Annotated in this window: 23 protein-coding genes; 8 read left to right on the forward strand and 15 right to left on the reverse strand. The window is 70.9% G+C overall.

Annotated elements, in window-relative coordinates:
- Positions 1–275 precede the first annotated feature (275 nt).
- From ABD798_RS11490 to ABD798_RS11520, 7 genes are all read right to left on the reverse strand, one after another.
- The gene (locus ABD798_RS11490) at positions 276–1,184 is read right to left on the reverse strand and encodes a DUF4349 domain-containing protein (RefSeq protein WP_344873602.1); all 909 of its coding nucleotides are present in this window, start codon (positions 1,182–1,184) and stop codon (positions 276–278) included.
- 45 nt (positions 1,185–1,229) lie between these two features.
- Positions 1,230–1,724 (reverse strand): type III secretion system chaperone family protein, encoded by a 495-nt coding sequence (locus ABD798_RS11495; RefSeq protein WP_344873604.1) that lies wholly within the window; start codon positions 1,722–1,724, stop codon positions 1,230–1,232.
- A complete protein-coding gene (gene mshA, locus ABD798_RS11500) occupies positions 1,706–2,926 on the reverse strand; it encodes a D-inositol-3-phosphate glycosyltransferase (RefSeq protein ID WP_425549207.1) in 1,221 nt (406 codons plus the stop codon). Before mshA ends, ABD798_RS11495 begins: the two co-directional genes overlap by 19 nt.
- A gap of 23 nt (positions 2,927–2,949) precedes the next feature.
- Positions 2,950–3,792, reverse strand: a complete 843-nt coding sequence (locus ABD798_RS11505) for an alpha/beta fold hydrolase (protein ID WP_344873606.1) — start codon at positions 3,790–3,792, stop codon at positions 2,950–2,952.
- A gap of 70 nt (positions 3,793–3,862) precedes the next feature.
- Positions 3,863–5,026: a L,D-transpeptidase gene (locus ABD798_RS11510; RefSeq protein WP_344873608.1), complete on the reverse strand. Its 1,164-nt coding sequence runs from the start codon at positions 5,024–5,026 to the stop codon at positions 3,863–3,865.
- 115 nt (positions 5,027–5,141) lie between these two features.
- Positions 5,142–6,143: a chymotrypsin family serine protease gene (locus tag ABD798_RS11515; protein ID WP_344873610.1), complete on the reverse strand. Its 1,002-nt coding sequence runs from the start codon at positions 6,141–6,143 to the stop codon at positions 5,142–5,144.
- A 249-nt stretch (positions 6,144–6,392) separates the two neighbouring features.
- Entirely contained in the window at positions 6,393–7,472 is a 1,080-nt protein-coding gene (locus ABD798_RS11520) for a UDP-N-acetylmuramate dehydrogenase (RefSeq protein ID WP_344873612.1), read from the reverse strand.
- 26 nt (positions 7,473–7,498) lie between these two features.
- Between ABD798_RS11520 and ABD798_RS11525 the strand changes: the two genes are divergently transcribed.
- Genes ABD798_RS11525 through ABD798_RS11535 form a run of 3 tightly spaced genes read left to right on the forward strand, consistent with a single transcriptional unit; the run spans position 7,499 to position 9,562 of the window.
- The gene (locus ABD798_RS11525; protein ID WP_344873614.1) at positions 7,499–7,999 is read left to right on the forward strand and encodes a DUF2505 domain-containing protein; all 501 of its coding nucleotides are present in this window, start codon (positions 7,499–7,501) and stop codon (positions 7,997–7,999) included.
- Complete coding sequence (locus ABD798_RS11530; RefSeq protein WP_344873616.1) at positions 7,996–8,826, forward strand: class I SAM-dependent methyltransferase; 831 nt, start codon at positions 7,996–7,998, stop codon at positions 8,824–8,826. The genes ABD798_RS11525 and ABD798_RS11530 overlap by 4 nt, the downstream gene beginning before the upstream one ends.
- 10 nt (positions 8,827–8,836) lie before the next feature.
- Positions 8,837–9,562: a maleylpyruvate isomerase family mycothiol-dependent enzyme gene (locus tag ABD798_RS11535; protein WP_344873618.1), complete on the forward strand. Its 726-nt coding sequence runs from the start codon at positions 8,837–8,839 to the stop codon at positions 9,560–9,562.
- A 9-nt stretch (positions 9,563–9,571) separates the two neighbouring features.
- Here ABD798_RS11535 and ABD798_RS11540 read toward each other — a convergent pair whose 3' ends face one another.
- Positions 9,572–10,363, reverse strand: a complete 792-nt coding sequence (locus tag ABD798_RS11540) for an endonuclease/exonuclease/phosphatase family protein (RefSeq protein WP_344873620.1) — start codon at positions 10,361–10,363, stop codon at positions 9,572–9,574.
- Positions 10,364–10,425: 62 nt separating this feature from the next.
- On the opposite strand from ABD798_RS11540, the gene purU reads away from it, so the two are divergent.
- On the forward strand, positions 10,426–11,310 hold the full coding sequence (gene purU, locus ABD798_RS11545; RefSeq protein ID WP_344873622.1) for a formyltetrahydrofolate deformylase: 885 nt from the start codon (positions 10,426–10,428) through the stop codon (positions 11,308–11,310).
- A gap of 151 nt (positions 11,311–11,461) precedes the next feature.
- Here the strand turns inward: purU and ABD798_RS11550 are convergent, their stop codons facing one another.
- The 7 genes from ABD798_RS11550 to ABD798_RS11580 all read right to left on the reverse strand — a co-directional run bounded on the left by ABD798_RS11550 (position 11,462) and on the right by ABD798_RS11580 (position 15,371).
- Positions 11,462–12,028 carry a class I SAM-dependent methyltransferase gene (locus ABD798_RS11550; RefSeq protein ID WP_344874002.1) on the reverse strand — a complete coding sequence of 189 codons (567 nt, stop codon included), beginning with the start codon at positions 12,026–12,028 and terminating at the stop codon, positions 11,462–11,464.
- Positions 12,029–12,030: 2 nt separating this feature from the next.
- Positions 12,031–12,579 (reverse strand): YbaK/EbsC family protein, encoded by a 549-nt coding sequence (locus ABD798_RS11555; RefSeq protein ID WP_086821928.1) that lies wholly within the window; start codon positions 12,577–12,579, stop codon positions 12,031–12,033.
- Positions 12,576–13,130: a type 1 glutamine amidotransferase domain-containing protein gene (locus tag ABD798_RS11560; RefSeq protein ID WP_344873625.1), complete on the reverse strand. Its 555-nt coding sequence runs from the start codon at positions 13,128–13,130 to the stop codon at positions 12,576–12,578. Before ABD798_RS11560 ends, ABD798_RS11555 begins: the two co-directional genes overlap by 4 nt.
- 9 nt (positions 13,131–13,139) lie before the next feature.
- Positions 13,140–13,883, reverse strand: a complete 744-nt coding sequence (locus ABD798_RS11565) for an alpha/beta fold hydrolase (RefSeq protein WP_344873627.1) — start codon at positions 13,881–13,883, stop codon at positions 13,140–13,142.
- Entirely contained in the window at positions 13,880–14,173 is a 294-nt protein-coding gene (locus tag ABD798_RS11570) for a DUF2516 family protein (protein ID WP_344873629.1), read from the reverse strand. Before ABD798_RS11570 ends, ABD798_RS11565 begins: the two co-directional genes overlap by 4 nt.
- Before the next feature lie 104 nt (positions 14,174–14,277).
- The gene (locus ABD798_RS11575) at positions 14,278–14,925 is read right to left on the reverse strand and encodes a hypothetical protein (protein ID WP_344873631.1); all 648 of its coding nucleotides are present in this window, start codon (positions 14,923–14,925) and stop codon (positions 14,278–14,280) included.
- Between the two features lie 11 nt (positions 14,926–14,936).
- Positions 14,937–15,371, reverse strand: a complete 435-nt coding sequence (locus tag ABD798_RS11580) for a helix-turn-helix domain-containing protein (protein ID WP_344873633.1) — start codon at positions 15,369–15,371, stop codon at positions 14,937–14,939.
- A 116-nt stretch (positions 15,372–15,487) separates the two neighbouring features.
- Here ABD798_RS11580 and ABD798_RS11585 point away from each other — a divergent pair, with 116 nt between their 5' ends.
- Genes ABD798_RS11585 through ABD798_RS11600 form a run of 4 tightly spaced genes read left to right on the forward strand, consistent with a single transcriptional unit; the run spans position 15,488 to position 17,657 of the window.
- Positions 15,488–15,850 (forward strand): fluoride efflux transporter FluC, encoded by a 363-nt coding sequence (locus tag ABD798_RS11585; RefSeq protein WP_344873635.1) that lies wholly within the window; start codon positions 15,488–15,490, stop codon positions 15,848–15,850.
- Positions 15,847–16,188 (forward strand): fluoride efflux transporter FluC, encoded by a 342-nt coding sequence (locus ABD798_RS11590; protein WP_344873637.1) that lies wholly within the window; start codon positions 15,847–15,849, stop codon positions 16,186–16,188. The genes ABD798_RS11585 and ABD798_RS11590 overlap by 4 nt, the downstream gene beginning before the upstream one ends.
- Positions 16,189–16,234: 46 nt before the next feature.
- A complete protein-coding gene (tgmC, locus tag ABD798_RS11595; RefSeq protein WP_344873639.1) occupies positions 16,235–17,419 on the forward strand; it encodes an ATP-grasp peptide maturase system methyltransferase in 1,185 nt (394 codons plus the stop codon).
- Between the two features lie 10 nt (positions 17,420–17,429).
- Positions 17,430–17,657, forward strand: a complete 228-nt coding sequence (locus tag ABD798_RS11600; protein ID WP_344873641.1) for a TFIIB-type zinc ribbon-containing protein — start codon at positions 17,430–17,432, stop codon at positions 17,655–17,657.
- Positions 17,658–17,719 lie beyond the last annotated feature (62 nt).

Here is a 17,719-nt window from a genome sequence, read left to right on the forward strand (position 1 = left end):
TCCGTTACTTCGCATGACTAACTACACTCGAATGGAGTAACGGGCCAGGCTTGTGATCGCCCGGTCGTGTCTGCCAAGTTGGCAGCACCTCGCCGGTCGGCTCCCACGCATTCCCCGATCCGGTGAGGCGTCGCGCGGTTCGCATCCCCCGTCGAACCGCGGCCCGCCCGGAACACCGCCCAGGTGCCCCCCACCTGCGCGACCGGCCGGGGACACGCGTGGAGCGGCTCGAGCTCGCGACTCCCTCTCTCTCCCGAGCCGCTCCACCGTCCCCCTCACTCCTCGGTGGCGATGACCGGGGCGGCCTTCCTGCGGCGCAGCCAGATCACCAGCGCCAGCACGGGAATCGCGATCACCACGGCGAACGGCAGCACGGCCCCGATCGCGGTCAGCAGCCCGGAACCGAAGGCCAGCAAGGCGTTCCAGCCACTCGCCAGACCGGCGAGGAACCCGCTGTCGGCCTTGGCGGGCGGAGCGCCGGTCCTGAGGACGGTGAGCGTCACCGTGGACATGGCCACCTGGTTGGACATCGACTCCAGACGCCGTTGCAGCGCTTCGAGATCGGCCTGCCTGCGGTTCAGCTCGCCCTCGACCTGGACGATCTCGCCGACGGTGTTGGCACGCGCCAGCAACGCCCGCACGCGCTCCACGCTGGCCCGCTGCGAGGTGATGCGGCTCTGCGTGTCCACGAGCTGGTCGGTGACATCGGTGGAGCGCACGTCGCGCACGTTCACGGTGCCGAGCTTGGTCAGCTCGTCGAGCACGGCGTCCAACTTGTCCGCGGGCACGCGCAGGGTCAGCGTCGCGCGGGTCTCCCTGGTCTCCTCCGCACCTGCGAAGCCACCCGCCCTGGTCGCCGCCTCCTTGCCGCGCCCGACCACGCCCGTGACGTCGGCGGCGCTCAGCTCCAGGCGCGCGGTGCGGATCAGCTGGCGCTCCGGGGAGATCGAGAGCGGATCGATCTTCTGGTCCGGCGGGACCGGCGCGTTGGGGGCGACACCCGCCACCTCACCCGCGCCCCGCTTGCTGAGACTGCCATCGGCGGGGACGGGCGCGGCGAGGTCGTGCGCGCTCTGCGCCTCACCGGAAGACAGTGCGCCGGAACCACATCCGGCCAGTAAGCCCAGTGCGAGCACGGCACCGACCGCGGTGCCGAGACGTCGAGTCGAGTTGGATGACGGCATGCCCCGGAGACGGAAACCGACCTCCGCCGCGTTCGTCCACCAGCATCACGATTGGGACTCGGCGTCTCCGACCAGGTGCTTGAAGGACTTCAGGTTGGCGAGGGACTCGCCCCGGGAGACCCGCCAGTCCCACTCCCGCCGGATCGCGTCCGCGAAACCGATTTCCAGGAGGCTGTTGAAGTCCCCGTCGGCCGCTTCGAGGACCTGGCCGAGCAGCCGGTCCAGCTCGTCGGCGGTCACCGCGTGCAGCCCGATCCTGCCGACGAGGTAGATGTCCCCCTCGGCGTCCAGCGTGTAGTGCACGCCGTAGAGCTTCGCGTTGCGGCGCAACAGGAACCGGTAGACGTCCTCGTGCTTGCTGTCGGGCTGGCGGCAGACGAAGGCCTCGATCAGCAGCGCCTCGCGGCCGATGATGAGCCAGCAGTTGGTCTGGAGCTTCTTCGTGCCGGGCAGCGTGACGAAGTACTTGCCCGTTTCCTTGCTCTGCCAAGCGAGTTCGCGTTCGTCCAAAGTGGATTCGATCAGCTGCTGCACGGACATGCCCCGACCTCCGTTCGCGCGGCGTCGGCGTAGGCGGCCAACAACCCCTCCGTGGTGCGTTCCCAGGAGAAGCGTGCCGCATGCCGCACCGCCGCCGCGGACATGGCCGCGCGCCGCGCCGGGTCGAGCGCGATCCCGGCGAGCGCGTCCGCCCAGCGCTCGGTGCGGTGGTCGGGCAGGAGCAGCCCGGACACGCCGTCAGCGACCGCGACGGGCAGTCCACCGACCGCGGTGGCCGCGACCGGGGTGCCGCACGCCTGCGCTTCGAGCGCGACGAGGCCGAAGGACTCGCTGTGGCTGGGCACGGCGATCACGTCGGCGGCCCGGTAGACCTGGGCGAGCGCGGCACCGGAGCGCGGAGCCAGGAAGCGGACCACGTCGGCGATGCCCAGCTCGACGGCCAGCCGCTGCAACAGCTCCGGCTGGTCGAGCCCGGTGCCGGACGGCCCACCGACCACGAGGGTCACCATGCGCTCGCGCAGCGACGGCGTGCGGGCCAGCAGCTCAGCGGTGGCGCGCAGCAGCACGTCAGGCGCCTTCAACGGCTGGATGCGCCCGACGAAGGCCGGGACCACCGCGTCGAGGGGCAGGCCCAGCTCGGCACGCGCGGCGGCGCGGTCGCCCGGGGTGAAGCAGTCGAGGTCCACGCCCGGCGGGATCGTCAGGACCTGCTCGGGACGCGCCCGGTACAGGCCGCGCACCTGCGCCGCTTCGATCTCGGTGTTGACCACGAGGCGGTCAGCGGCGGCGGCCAGCTCCTCCTCGCCGACCACGCGCGCCTTCGGCTCGGGGCGCTCCCCCTCGGCGAGCGCGGCGTTCTTCACCTTGGCCAACGTGTGCGCGGTGTGCACCAGCGGTGTTCGCCAAGCCCGCTTCGCCCGCACACCGGCCTGCCCGGCGAGCCAGTAGTGCGAGTGCACCGCGTCGAAGCTGCCCTGACCGGCCGCGACCACCCCGGAGGCGAACTCGGCGATACGGGTGGGCAGGTCGTTCTTGTCCAGCTCCGGCGGTCCGGCGGGGACGTGCCGCACGGTCACCCCGGGCACCATCTCCACGGCGGGCGGCAGGTCGGGGGCGTTGGCCCTGGTGAACACCTCGACCTCGACCCCGTTGGCGGCGAGGTGCCTGCTGGTCTGCGCGACGTAGACGTTCATCCCGCCCGCGTCCCCGGTGCCCGGCTGCTCCAGCGGCGAGGTGTGCATCGCCAGCACGGCGATCCGCTTGATCACAGTGACTCCCCTGACTCCCCTTGGCAGCGCTCGACGAACTCGGCCAGCTCGGCGGAGAAGCGCTCGGCCTGCTCCACGAAGGGCAGGTGCCCGCACTCCGGGTACCAGCTCGTCGCCGCGCCGGGGATGAGGTCGGCGGCGTAGCGGCCCGCCGCCGGGTCGACCACGCGGTCGTCGAGGCCGTGCAGGACGAGCGCGGGCACATCGAGCCCCGACAACACGTCAGCGCTGCCGACGTCCCGGCGGAACAGCCCGTGGCGCACGGCGGGCGAGGTGTTCAGCGCGGCTCCGAGCCCGCGCTGGCGGATCTCTCCTGGCAGCGGCAGCACGGTCATGCCGTCGATGAACTCGTGGAGTGCCGGCACCGCGACCGCGGGGTCGTCGGACAACGCGGCGGGGAGCGCGGCGCGCATGACAGCTCCGGTGCGACCGCCTTCACGACCTCGGCCGAGCTCGGTGATCGCGCCGACGAACGCCACCCCCGCGACAGCCTGTGAACCGTGTTCACGCAGGTAATCGGTGATGACGAGGCCCCCGTAGGACCAGCCGACGAGCACCGCGTCGCGCCCGGCGTGCGTGAGCAGTGCCGCCACATCGCCAGCCCAGCTCGCGGACCGGTCGTAGCCGTCCGCAGGAACCGAGGAGGAGCCGTGCCCGCGCAGGTCAGCGGCGATGATGCGGAAGCGGGAGGTCAGGTGCTCGTCGGAGAGCTGGGCGTCCCAGCACCGCGCCGACTGCGCCCAGCCGTGCAGCAGCACCACCGGAGGGGCGTCGGGCGGCCCGGCCTCGACCACGGCCAGCCTGGTCCCACCGGCACCGCTCAGCTCCGAGAGTCGCACCGCTCCAGTGAACCCGGAGAGCCCCCGCACCCGCGAGGGCCCGTTCCCGATCTCACATCAGCGGACAGCCTCAGCGGAGCGCGGACTTGGACAGCCACTGGTTCCAGGTGAGCTGCCAGTCGTAGACGTCGTACTGCGGGGCGATGGCGGTGGCCGAACCGGTGACCTCGACCGGGTCGCCGATCAGCGCGCTGTCGAAGAACCTCTTGGCATCGGCTTCCAGCAGGTTCGCGCAGCCGTGCGAGGTGTTGGCCCTGCCGATGTTCGCCGCGTTGTCGTTGTTCTCGTGGATGAACTCGCCGTGGTTGGAGATCCGGACGGCCCACTTCTTCATGACGTTGGTGTAGCCGTACTTCGGGTTGTCCATCTTCTCGACGTTGTTCTTCTGCATCACGATGTAGGTGCCGTTGGGCGTGTTCAGGTCCTTGTTCCCGTCCTTGCCGTAGCTGGCCGGGTAGGTCGCCACGGTCTGGCCGTCGCGCTGCACGACGAGCTTGTGCGAGGGCGTGTGCGCCTTGACGATCTGCGCACGACCGATGCTGAACTGCGTGCTCACGTCCGCGCGGCCGAAGTTGCCGTCGCCGTAGGGCACCGCGTAGAGGTTGGCGTGGACCTTGATCTTGGTGTTGGCGGGCCAGTACTTCTCCGGCCGGAAGTGCACCTCGCGGTCGTTGAGCCAGGCCCACGCGCCCTCGACCTTGGGCGTGGTCTCCACGACGAGCGCCTTCTCTGCTGCGGCCTTGTCCTTGATCTTCGCGTCGAACTCGACCTTGATCGGCATGGCGATGCCGACGACCGCGTTGTCGGTGGGGTTCACCGTGGCCCGGATCAGCTTGCCCGCCTTGAGGGTGCTGAAACCGCCCTTGACCTCGACCGGCTTGTTGTCGGTCCCGGTGGCCTTGCCCGTCCAGGTGTAGCTCTTCTCGAACGCGAGCTTCTCGGTGCTGGTCCAGCTCAGCTTGTCAGGGGCCAGCTCGCCCTTGACCGCCTTGCCGTCGGTGTTGGCGAGGGTGACCTCGGTCAGCGTGCCCTGGGCGACGGTGACCTTGACCGGGGCGGTCGGGCTGATGTCCTTCGCGCCGTCGACGGGGTCCATCGCGATCTTGGCGACGGGTGGGGCCTCGACGGCGGGCGCCGCGCCCTCACCGCTGCATGCCACCAGCGAGAGAACCGCGGCGAGCGCCATGCTCGTCAATCCGACAACGCCCCGAGTTCCCCGCTTACCCACGTCCATCGACCTCCACCTACCCATGGGCACGATCGTGCACCTCCCAGAAGACGTTCGGCGTGAAGCCGAGGGTGCGCCAGTCGGGTGTGACGGTCGTCACCTCGAACCGCCCAAGGATGCCTCAACCGGTGCAAACGTCCACGAACAACTCGGCGAGCACGGGTTCGATGGGGTTGGCGTAACCGACCGTCCCGCCCTGGTTACCCGCGAAGTGGAGCCCGATCACGCGCCCGGACTGGTCGACGACGGCGGCCCCGGAGTCGCCCCGGTCACCGAAGCGCCCCGCCGCCACCTCCACGCGGACCTGGTCGCGCATCCGTCGCACGCCGAGGCCGGCGCCGTAGTCGAGCTGCACGGTCGCGTCCACCGACACCACGACGCCCGCCGTGAGCCCGGTGCTGCGACCCCGCTTGCGCACCGGAGCGCCGATGCGCGCCGCCGCGTGACCGGTGATCGGACCGATGCCCACGATCGCGGGCTCGGTGGCGCTGCCGGAGCGGAACCTGATCAGCGCGGCGTCCACTTTGGACGAGAGAGCGCCGCGCGCGAGGCTGCCGCACACGTCGTCCGGGCACCGTCCACCGTCCACTCTGGACGGATGGGTCAGCTCGTCGCCGATCGCCCAGCCGTCATCGACGCACGCGACGTGGAAACTGGTCAGCCCCAGCACTTCCCCGCTGCCGAGCCGGTCGGTGACGAGCACTCCGAGCGTGCCCACCGTGACGTACTCGCCGTACTCCGGCGCGAGCGGCGGCCCGAGCCGGATCGGCCTGCACGGACCGACGCTGATCCCGCCGACCAGGGTCGAGTACGCCTCGGGCGGTGGTTCCGGAGCGGAGTCCGCGCGCATCAGCGCCGTGTGCGCCACGACGTCGTCGCGCACCACGTCGACCGGAACGCCCTCCACCTCGCGCGGCAGGATGTTCCTTGCCGCCACACGGTTCTCGGGGAGCTTGTCGAGCACCGACACCGAGATCGCCAGCCGCCCCGTCGGCAGCCCCGCGACGCGCTGCTGCGCGATGTCCACGCCGACAACCCCTGGCAGATCGAGAAAAGCGTCTTCGACCCGCCGTTTGACCGGTCGGATCTCGTCCCTGCGCCAAGCCCGGGTGTCGCCCGCCATGATGCCCTCCTCGTCAGAGCTGGCATCCGCACATCCCATGAAACACGCGCAGTTAGACGATCGTCACACGACGTCACCCGAACGGCCCCCGCCCGCGTAGGTGTTTGCCCTACGCACGGCCGCAACGACGTACCCAATGTGGCATTTGTTGCGCCAGACGAAACCAACGCCACATTGGGTACTTCAGTCCGCGCTGAGGGGACCGAGGAGGAGTGCGGTGAACGTGGTGGCGCGCAAGGAGAACGGGTTCTAGAGCGCGCAGCCGATGAGGACGGGTTCGGGGTGCAGCCGGACGCCGAAGGCGGAGGCGACGCCGTCGCGCACCTCGGCGGCGAGCGCGAGCAGGTCCTCGGTGCGCGCGGAGCCCCGGTTGGTCAGCGCGAGGGTGTGCTTGGTGGACAAGGAAACCCGGCCATCGCGGGCGCTGTGCCCCTTGCGGAAACCGGCGCGCTCGATCAGCCACGCGGCGGAGAGCTTCACGTGCCCCTCGGTCGCGGGGAAGTTCGGCACCGGAACGTCCCCCGCCACGGCGGCGATCCGCTCCAACACTCCGGGGAGCTCGCCCTGGGCGAGGATCGGATTGGTGAAGAACGAGCCCGCGCTCCACGTGTCGTTGTCGACCGGGTCGAGCACCATTCCCTTGCCGCGCCGCAGTTCCAGCACGACCTTGCGCACCTCCCCGACGGGCGCGCGCTCGCCGACACCGACGCCGAGCGTCCTCGCCAGCTCGGCGTAGGCGATGGGCGCGGACCGCCCGCCGTCGGTGAGCGCGAACCGCGCGCGCAGCACGACGGCGTTGTCCTTGCCCTTGAGCACGCTCGTCCGGTACGCCAGCCCCAGCTCGGCGGCGGGCACCATGCGCACCTGGCCGCTCTCGCGGTCCAGCAGGTCGACGGAGACCAGCACGTCGGTGATCTCCACGCCGTACGCGCCGACGTTCTGCACGGGGGTCGCGCCGACCAGGCCGGGGATGCCGGAGAGGCACTCCAGGCCGCCGAGGTCGTTGGCGACGGTGTGCGCGACCACGTCGTCCCAGTCCTCGCCCGCCTCCACGGTCAGCTGCACGCGGCCGTCGCTGAGCCGGTCGATGCGCCTGCCGGATGTGCCGATGCGCACGACGGTGCCGTCGAAGCCCTCGTCGGCGATCACCAGGTTCGATCCACCGCCGAGCACGAGCAGCGGTTCCGCGGCCGCGTCGGCGGCGCGCACGACCTCGACCAGCTCGGCGGAGGTGGTCGCGTTGACGAACCGGGCCGCCGGACCGCCCAGTCGCAGCGTCGTGTGGTCGGCGAGCGCGACGGCTTCGGTGGCGGACGGCGGTGTGGTCACGGCCGCCAACGGTAGCCTGACGCGCCGTGGCCACCAGCACCGAGACCTCACACGAGTTCCCGTTCCCGGCGCCCGCGCTGCTCGCGGCGCTGACGGACGCGGACTACCTGCGCGCGCGGCTCGCCGCGGTCGGCGGGGGCAAGGCGGAGCTCCTCTCGCACGAGAGCACCGACGGCGAGAGCAAGGCGGTGCTCAAACAGGGCGTACCCGCCGACAAGCTGCCCTCGTTCGTCCGCACGCTGATCAACGGCGACCTGGTGATCGAGCGCACCGAGCGCTGGCGCGCCGCCGGGGAGGGCGCCGTCGGCACGGTCGTCGCCTCGGTGCCAGGAGCCCCGGCCTCGATCAACTGCTCGCTCCAGCTGCGGCCGAGCGGCACGGGGTCGCAGCTGCTCAGCTCGCTGGAGGTGCGGGTGTCGCTGCCCTTCGTCGGCGGCAAGGTGGAGAAGGCGATCGTGGAGCAGATCGGCAAGCTGCTCGACGCGGAGAACACCTTCACGCTGAGCTGGCTGACCGGCAAGCCGTGAACCAGGCACGCCGCAAGCCCCGGTTCGCGGCGGGCCGGGCGCGTGCGCTCGGCCTGCCGACCCGGGGCACCACCAACCCCAACCGGCTGCGCCGCGTCGACCGCTGGATGGCGGCGAACCCGCGCGTCGGCGAGGTGCTGCGCGCGGCGGCCGACCCGCTGGTGATCGACCTCGGCTACGGCTCCTCGCCGGTGACCACCGTGGAGATGGCGCAGCGCCTTCGCGTCGTCCGAGCGGACCTGCGCGTGCTCGGCCTGGAGATCGACGCCGAGCGCGTCGCCGCCGGGGCCGCGGTCGCCGACCCGCCGCTGCTGGACTTCCGGCGCGGCGGCTTCGAGCTGGCCGGGCGGCGGCCCGACCTGGTGCGCGCGTTCAACGTGCTGCGCCAGTACAGCGAGTCCGACGCCGAGCAGGCGTGGCGCACGATCCTGGACGGCCTGGCCCCCGGCGGCCTACTGGTCGAGGGCACGTGCGACGAGATCGGCAGGCGGTGCTGCTGGGTCACGCTGGACGCCTCCGGGCCGCTGACGATGACCTTCGCCTGCAAGCCCTCCGACCTCGAGGTGCCGTCCGAGCTGGCCGAGCGGCTGCCGAAGTCGCTGATCCACCGCAACGTGCCCGGCGAGCGCGTGCACGAGCTGCTCTCCGACCTGGACAGCTGCTGGGCCAACGCCGCGCCGTTCGTGCCCTTCGGTCCGCGCGCCAGGTGGGCCGAAGCCATCCGGCTGTTCGCCGAGCGGGGCTGGCCCGTGCGCGACAACCACCGCCGCTGGCGCCTCGGTGAGGTCACCGTCGACTGGGCCGCGGTCGCCCCCGCCGACCTCTAGGGTCGAGCGCATGGAGCACGCCGACTTCGTCAATCACGTGCGAGAGCAGGCCGTGGCGCTGCGCGAGGCCGCAGTGGCGGCCGGCCCGGACGCGAAGGTGCCGCCCTGCCCTGGCTGGACCGTCTTCGACCTGGTGCGGCACATCGCCAACGTGCACTCGCGAACCGCTGAAGTCCTTGTCGCACAAGACATCACAGCTCCGCCGCAGTTCGCACGCGCACCGAAGCAGTGGGACGAGCTGCTGGTGTGGTGGGACGACGTGGCCGCCACGATGCTGGACCGCTTCGTCGAGCTGGACCTCGACAAGCCGACCTGGATGTTCGCTTCGATGCCCGGAAGCGTGCGCGTGTGGGCACGGCGGCAGGCGCACGAGACGGCCATCCACCGGGTGGACGCGGACCTCGCGCACGGCGTGGACTCCCGGCTGATCTTCGATCCCCAGTTCGCGGCCGACGGCGTCGACGAACGCCTGATCGCGTTGCCGCTGGGCAACTTCAGCTCGTCGACCGCGAGCGGCACGGTCCTGTTCCACGCCGCCGACGCGGGCCGCGCGTGGACGATGACGCTGCGCCCCGGCCAGACGCCCGAGGTGACTCCGACTGCGGACCCCGCGCTCCACGCCGACGCCGTGGTCGCGGGGACGGCGGACGCGGTCTACCGGGCCATCTGGAACCGTCCGAGCACCGCAGTGGTCACCGGTGAGCGCGAACTGTTCGACGCGCTGCCCTCGATCTGACTATCTGATTCACACCACGTCGAAAACGACGGGAAGGTGGTCCGACGCCTTCTGGAAGATCTCCGAGTTCGGCACCGAGAAGTCCCGCACGGTCGCCGAAGCGGTGTGGAAGCAGTAGTCCAGGCGCAGGACCGGCTCGTCGAGCTTGATGGGGAACAACTGCGTGGGGAACGTCGGGCGCCCGGCCGGGCTCGCATCCTGGAGCCCCAAGGACTCCAGCAGTTCCGCGACCTCGCCCCGTTGCATGTCCGCGACGATCGGCGCCAGCGCTCCGGCGAGCACCGGGGCGCTCTCGTAAACGCCGCTCAGGTCGGGCAGATCGCTGGCCTTGAACGAGTTCAGATCGCCGACGACAACGGTCGGAACGCTGGAGTCGATCTCCGGAGCCAGCGCCTTCACCTGCGAGACCCGCACGTCCTCGCTGAGGTCGTCCAGGTAGACGAGCACGAGTCGAAGTCCGCCGCGCACACGGGCGGAGATCGCGTTGCGCGTCGCGATCCGAACTGAGCGGACGTCTTCCAACTCAACATTGCTCAACAGGGTGAGACCGTTGTTGTGCCCCAACTCCGTCAACCGATCGTCGCCCAGGTTGACGCAGAAGGCGTACCTGTAGCCGAAGTGCTCGCAAATCTCGTCGGTCGTGAAGATCTCGTCCCACCGGAAAGTGTCGACGAGCCCGACGACATCGGCCCCCAGCTCCTGAACCGCCAGCTTCACCTCGGGCAGCCGCTGCGGCACGGGCGACGTGGTCTCGTACCCGTCGAAGCCGCCACTCATGATGTTGTAGCCAGCGATGCGCACGCGCCGACCATAGCCGGGGTTGCGCATCGCTCGATCGTGACCGCCTGACAGACTGACCAGCCATGTCCAGCCCTGAACGCCGCTACGTCATCACCCTCGGCTGTCCCGACCGCTCCGGGATCGTCGCCAAGATCTCGACGTTCCTCGCGGAGTTCGGCGGTTGGATCGTGGAAGCGGCTTACCACACCGATCGCGAGACCAACTGGTTCTTCACCCGCCAGGAGGTCCTCGCCGACTCACTGCCCTTCGACCTCGCCGAGCTGCGCACGCGCTTCGCCAGAGTCGCCGCCGAGCTGGGCAGCCGCACCGACTGGCGGGTGAGCGACACCGGAGTGCCGCGCCGCGTGGTGCTGCTGGTGTCCAAGGCCGGGCACTGCCTCTACGACCTGCTCGGCCGCGTCGCCTCCGGCGAGCTGGACGTGGACGTGCGCGCCGTGATCGGCAACCACGCGGACCTCGCCAACATCACCAGGGCGCACGGCATCCCGTTCCACCACGTGCCCTTCCCCGGCCCCGGCCAGAACCCCGACGGCAAGCAGGCGGCCTTCAACCAGATCCGTCAGATCGTCGACTCGCACCACCCCGACGCCGTGGTGCTGGCGCGGTTCATGCAGGTCCTGCCGCCGGAGCTGTGCGCGGCGTGGGCGGGCAAGGCGCTCAACATCCACCACAGCTTCCTGCCGTCCTTCATCGGCGCGCGCCCCTACCACCAGGCGTACGCGCGCGGCGTGAAGCTCGTCGGCGCGACCTGCCACTACGTCACCGCCGAGCTCGACGCCGGGCCGATCATCGAGCAGGACATCGTGCGCGTCGACCACACCGACAGCAGCGGTGACATGGTCCGCAAGGGCCGCGACATCGAGAAGGTCGTGCTCGCGCGCGGCCTCCGCTGGCACGTCGAGGACCGCGTCCTGGTGCACGGCAACCGAACCGTGGTCTTCCACTAGCCCTCCGCCACCCGGGTCCACCAGTCTTCAAGACCCACAAACCCCACCCGCAACCGTCTTCAACCGCCCCCAACCCCGCCAGGGTTCGTAGCGGTTAGCGATGATCGAAAGCGGGGTTTGGTTTACTTGAAGACCAGCGAACCGACGCGAGCTAGCCCTTCGTCAGTGCGAGCAACGGGAACACCGGCTCGAAGTCCTGGCCGTGGCCCACGAAGGAGCCCTCGCCGCACACGGAGAGCCCGTACCGCGCCCCCAAGGACTCGACGCGGGCGCGTTCATCTCGCGCACCGGGCATCGCGATGTTGCCCTCCGCCAACCGGTGCGCGGCGCGTTTGTCCACAGTGCACACGAAAACACCGCCGGGCCGGAGCACCCGAGCGACCTCGCGCAGCACAGCCTCCGAGTCGGGCATGAGGTGCAGCAACCAGATCGCGGTCACGGCGGAGACGCTGGAGGACCGCGCGGGCAGGCGACGCGCGTCGGCCTGGGCGACCCGTCCCGGCAGGCGCTGGGTCGCGTGCCCCAGCATCGACAACGAAAGATCAACGCCAATTACCTGGCGAGTCATCGCAGCGGCCACGATCCCCGTGCCCACCGCGACGTCGAGCACCGGGCCGGGCGGAAGCAGTCGTTCAACAGCGGAGGCGGCGGCACGAGCACGGGGCTCACCGCCGCGGGTCGAGTCGTAGTGCGCGGCTTCGACCTCGTAGTCCGGCATGGTCACCGCCCCAAGCCCTCCACGACCTCGGCACCGGCCAGGCGGGCCAGCACGTCACCGGGGATGAAGAGCTTGCTGGAGCGCACACCGCTGCCGATCACCAGCTCGGGCGCTGCGGCCACGACGGAGTCGAGCAGGATCGGCCAGCCCTCCGGCAGCCCCACCGGAGTGATTCCCCCGTAGGCCATGCCGGTCAGGCTGACCGCCTCGTCCATGGGCGCGAACGACGCCTTGCGCGCCTCCAAACGCTTGCGCGCCAAGCCGTTCACGTCGGCGCGTGTGGTCGCCAGCACCAGGCACGCCGCGAAGCGCACGGTGTCGCCGCGCTTGCCGCTGATCACGACGCAGTTCGCCGAGGCGTCCAGCGGCGAACCGTACTTCTCGCAGAACGCGGCCGTGTCGGCCAGCTCGGGGTCGATCTCGGCGACCCCGACGCGGTCGCGGTCGGCGTCGGACAGCGCGCTGAGCGCCTTGGCGACCGGCTCGGCGAGCAGCTCCGGGTGCTCGGCGGCGGGCAGAACGGTGAGCGATCCGGCGATGGTCCAGGTCATGCGCCCAGGCTAAACACCTTCAGGATCGCGGCGTTGAAGGCGTCCAGGTCCTTGGGCGAGCGGCTGGTGATCAGCTGCCACCCGTTGTGGTCGCAGACGAAGACCTCCTCGTCCACCCACGTCGCGCCCGCGTTGCGGATGTCCGTGGCGAGGCTCGGGAACGAGGTCAGCGTCTTGCCGCGCACGACGTCCGCTTCGACGAGCAGCCACGGCGCGTGGCAGATCGCCGCGATCGGCTTGCCGGCGGCGACGAACTCCTTCACCAGGCGCACGGCGTGCGGGTTCATCCGCAGCTTGTCCGGGTTCGCCACCCCGCCGGGCAGCACGAGCCCCGCGTAGTCGGCGGCGACGGCCTCCTCGAAGGTGATGTCGACGGGGAAGGAGTCGGCGGGTTCCAGGTGGTTGAAAGCGCGCACGCTGCCCAGCTCGGGGCCGAGCAGTCGCGGTTCGGCGGGGGCGTCCAGCACGGCCTGCCACGGGGAGGTCAGCTCGACCTGCTCGATGCCCTCGTCGGCCACCATGAACGCGATTCTCTTCAGGTATTCGGCCATGCACTTCGGCTACCCACGAGACGGCCGGGCAAGCCAATCGCTGAGCAGCTCCCGCACACGGGGCCGGTGGGTGAGCAGCGGCGCCCGCGTCGGCAGCACTTCGAGCCGCCCGCGCGGGAACGCCGCCGCGACGGCCTCGCCGACCTCGCGCGGGTGCTGGCCGTCGCCGGTCGCCGCGATCACCAGCACGTCCGCCTTCACCGCCGCCACCTGCGCGGGATCGCTCAGCGGGGCCTGGCCGGGAAGGGCGGCGAGCGCGTCGCCGAGCCGCATCAGCGCGGCGATCCTGGTGTCCACGTAGTCGCCGAGCTCCACGCCCCGGGGAAGGTGCTCCAGCATGAGTTCACGCAGCTCAGCACGGTCCCCACGAGCCACAGCGGCGGCTTGGCGGAGCAGCGGGAGGTCGGGGTCGCCGCGCGGCTCGGCCAGCGCGGCGGGCAGCAGCAGGGCGAGCCGGTCGAAGCGCTCCGGCTCGCGCGCGACGAGGTTGATCAGTGCGGCGGCGCCGAGCGAGGTCCCGATGGCGGCGGTGGCGCCCACCTCCGAGGCAACCGCTGAAACGTCGTCGGCGACGCGCTCGTAGCGCCAGTACCCGGACGGGGCGCCGGGAGCGTCTCCGTGCCCCGGAAGCGTGAGCACGACGCGGGTACCGGGCAGGCCGGAAGCAGGCAGCCTCGCCTCGCCCGGTGTCGTCCCGAGGCCGGGAACGACGACGGTGACGGGGTCCCCGCAGCCGTGCGCCTGCCAGATCACCAACGCGGGCCGCGCTGGACCTCGGCCAGCTTGGGGCGCACGTCGACGATGTAGACCAGCACCGCGACCAGCGCGGGCAGCCAGAAGAGCGCCCCGGGCCCGCCGAGCTGGAACAGGATCAGCGCTGCGGTGGAGCCGCCGGTGATGCCCAGCCACGCGGGCTTGGTCAGCTTCTCGGCGACGGTGAAGGCGTCGGCACGCTGCATGAGGGCGTGGCCGAACGCGTACACCCCGAACGGGATCGCCGCCCAGTAGATGACGAGCAGGATGATGACGTCTGGCCTCAGCACGACTCCCAGCGTACGGGCAGTTCCGGTGTTCCGGAGCCCCCGAGCGCGTCAGGGCCCCTGATCCACGGGAGTGATCAGGGGCCCTGACGGGTTCGCGCCGGAGGTCAGTTCTTGGTGGTCTTCTTCGCGGCGGCGGGCTTGGCGGCCTCGGTGCGGTTGGCGGCCTTGCGGGTGGTGCTGCGGGTCGCGGCGGCGGCCTCGGCACCGGCGTCGACGACGGCCTCGGCCACGTCCTCGGCCACGCGCTCGGTCGCCTGCGCGGCCTTCTCACCGGCGGAGCGGGTGCGGCGGGTGACCTTGCCGAGCACGTCGTCGGCCAGCTCGCGGACGTCGGTGACGACCTCCTCGACGCGGCCCTGGGCGACCTTGGTGCCCTCTTCGACCTGGGTCAGCGCCTTCTGCACCTGCGGGGTGTTGCGCAGGGTCTCCAGCGCCTCCTCGCCGCGCTCGGCGAGGTAGCCGTAGAGCTGCAGCGCGGCCTGGGTGTAGGCGTCGACGTACTTGCGCAGCTCGGCAGGCTCCAGCTTGGCGCGCAGGCCGGTCAGGTCCTTGGGCAGCTCGTCGGCGGCGGACTTGGCGGCCTCGGCGCCGTCCTTGGCGGCCTCGCGGGCCTTGCCGAGCGCGTCGGCGACGGCCTTGGCGGCCAGGTCACCGGCGCCGAGCGCGGCGAGCAGCGGGGTGCGGGCCTGCTCGAGCACGGTGGTGACGACGGCGCTCGCCTGCTCGCGGACGTTCTGGGTGGTGGTCGACACGGTATTGCTCCTTAGTTGTCGCGAGTCGCTGTCGGCAGGTCGCCTTCTCCGTCCGAAGTGGACGGTGAAGCGCGGTTCTCCCGCCGGAAGGATTGGTAGACGTCGAGCAGCACCTGCTTCTGCCGCTCGGTGAGTTCGGAGTCGGCGAGCACGGCGTCCACGACGGCACCGCTCTCCCGCTCCTCGAGGATTCCGGCCTGCACGTAGAGCGCTTCGGCCGAGATCCGCAGCCCCTTGGCGATCTGCTGCAGGATCTCCGCGCTCGGCTTGCGCAGTCCCCGCTCGATCTGGCTCAGGTAGGGGTTGGACACCCCGGCCTGCTTGGCCAGCTGGCGCAGGGAGATCTGCGCGCTGGAGCGCTGCGTCCGGATGTACTCACCGATGTCGCGGACCGTGCCGACAACGGCTTCGTTGACGTCGCTGACGGCTTTTTCGACCCGGCTCATCCGGCCACCTCCTCTCGCTGTTACCCGACAGTACGCACGGGTGCTAGCTGTTGCAAGCAAAGCGCTTGCAGGAGGGTGGTGGCCTTGCCCACACTGGACCGGACTACGGTCGTGACGTGCGAGAACAGGCCCCGGCAGTGCTAGCGGTCGCGGCGGGCGGCGTCATCGGCGCCCTCGCCAGACACGGCGTGAGCCTGGCAGTCGACGTTCCCCGCGACGGGTTCCCCTGGGCCACTTTCGGCATCAACGTGCTCGGCTGCCTGCTCATCGGCGCGCTGATGGCACTGCCCGCGAAGGGCCTGCGCAGGCCGCTGCTCGGCACCGGCGTCCTCGGCGGCTTCACCACGTTCTCCGGCTACACCGTGGAGACCGAGCACCTGCTCGCGGGCGGGCACTTCGTGATCGCCGGGCTCTACGTCCTCGGCACGCTCTTCGCCGCGCTCGGCGCCGTGGTCCTGGGAGCGAGGCTGGTCAGGTGAACGCCCTCCTCGTCGCGCTCGGCGCCGGAGTCGGCGCGCCGCTGCGCTACCTCGCCGCCCAGCGCTTCGGCACGCGCGGCATCTTCGCGGTCAACGTGATCGGCTCGTTCGTGCTCGGCGTGCTCACCGGGGCCGCCGTGGCAACGCCCGGCATGGCGCTGCTCGGCACCGGCCTGTGCGGCGCGCTGACCACGTACTCGACCTTCGGCCACGAGACCGTGGAGCTGCTCAGGAGCGGTCGGCGCCGGGCCGCGCTGCTCAACGTCGTCGGCAGCACCGTGCTCGGCGTGCTCTCGGCGGCGGGCGGAGTGGCCGCTGGAGCTGCCCTGTTCGGCTGAAGGCGCCACGGCCCACCTCGGGTTACCGTGATTGACGAGGTGCGCCATGGGCGAAGTGAGCAAGCGCAAGGCACAACGGCTGCGCAACCGGATGGCCGCGATGCTCGCGAGCCAGGGCGCGGTCGCCGATCCGCGCTGGCGCACGGCCTTCGAGCAGGTGCCGAGGCACGTGTTCCTGTCCCGCTTCTTCAAGCCGCACCCGGACGGCGGCTGGACGGCGGTCGCCGACTCCGATCACGAGTGGCTCGACCTGGTCTACTCGGACTGGGTGTGGGTGACCCAGCTCGACTGCGACGAGCGCCGCTGGGCCACCGCCAGGCAGCAGGGCCGCACCCCCGGCACCGCGACCTCCTCCTCCAGCATGCCGACGATCATGGCGATCATGTTGGAGGCACTAGAGATCCGGGGCGGCGAGAAGGTGCTGGAGGTCGGCACCGGGACCGGCTACAACGCGGCGCTGCTGTGCCACCGGCTCGGTCAGCGCAACGTGTCCACTGTGGACGTCGATCCGCTCGTGCTGCGCAGGGCGGCGGCCAACCTGGAGCGCGCGGGCTACCGCCCGACAGTGTCCACCTCCGACGGCGCGGCGGGCTACGCGCCGACCGCGCCCTACGACCGGGTGCTCGCCACCTGCTCGGTCGCCCGGATCCCGTTGCCCTGGCTGGCCCAGACCGTGGTCGGCGGCCTCGTCGTCACCACGTTGCACCGGCCGCTCGGCGCCGGGCTCGTGCGGGTCAGGGCGGGTCGCAACAGCACCGGCGAGGGCAGCGTGCTCCCGGCGGACGGCCGGTTCATGCCGCTGCGCGCCCATCGCGGCCCCGAGCTGGCCGAGCTGCTGCGCGCCATCGGTGAGTCCCCTGCCCCCGCGTCGCCGACGAAACTCGGCATGAACGTGGTGACCAGCCCGAGCAGCGCGTTCGAGTTCTTCGCCGGTCTCGCGCTGCCGGGCGTGCGGCCCGCCACCGGCGTGACCGAGGGCGACGCGAGGCAGAACTGGCTGCTGCACCCCGACGGCTCGTGGGTCCGGCACATCTCCGAGCGCGGGCGCCACCACGTCGAGCAGGGCGGGCCCCGGCGGCTGTGGGACGAGACCGAGCACGCCTACGAGCGCTGGCGCGAGCTCGGCGAACCCCGGCGCGAACAGTTCCGGCTCACCATCGACTCGGACGGCCAGTGGATCTGGCTCGATGAGCCGTCCGGTGGACAGCACTGGGAACTCGAATCCGCGTAATCTCCAGCCCATGATCTGCCCGAAATGCAGCGACGTGTTGGTGACCTACGAGCGCAACGGCGTGCACGTCGACCAGTGCCGGGGCTGCCAGGGCCTCTACCTCGACCGGGGAGAGCTGGAACAGCTGGTCAGGGCGTCGAGCACGTACCACAGGAGCAGGCGCGAGGACGACGGCGGGAAGCGCAAGCGCGACGATGGCGACAGCTTCATCATGGACATCCTCGAATTCATCATCTGATCCGGCCACCCGGGTCTGGTCTTTCTCCCAGAATTCACCGAATTTATCTGCATGGAAGTGCA

The sequence above is a fragment of the Allokutzneria multivorans genome (genome assembly GCF_039537405.1).
GTDB classification, from domain to species: Bacteria; Actinomycetota; Actinomycetes; order Mycobacteriales; family Pseudonocardiaceae; genus Allokutzneria; species Allokutzneria multivorans.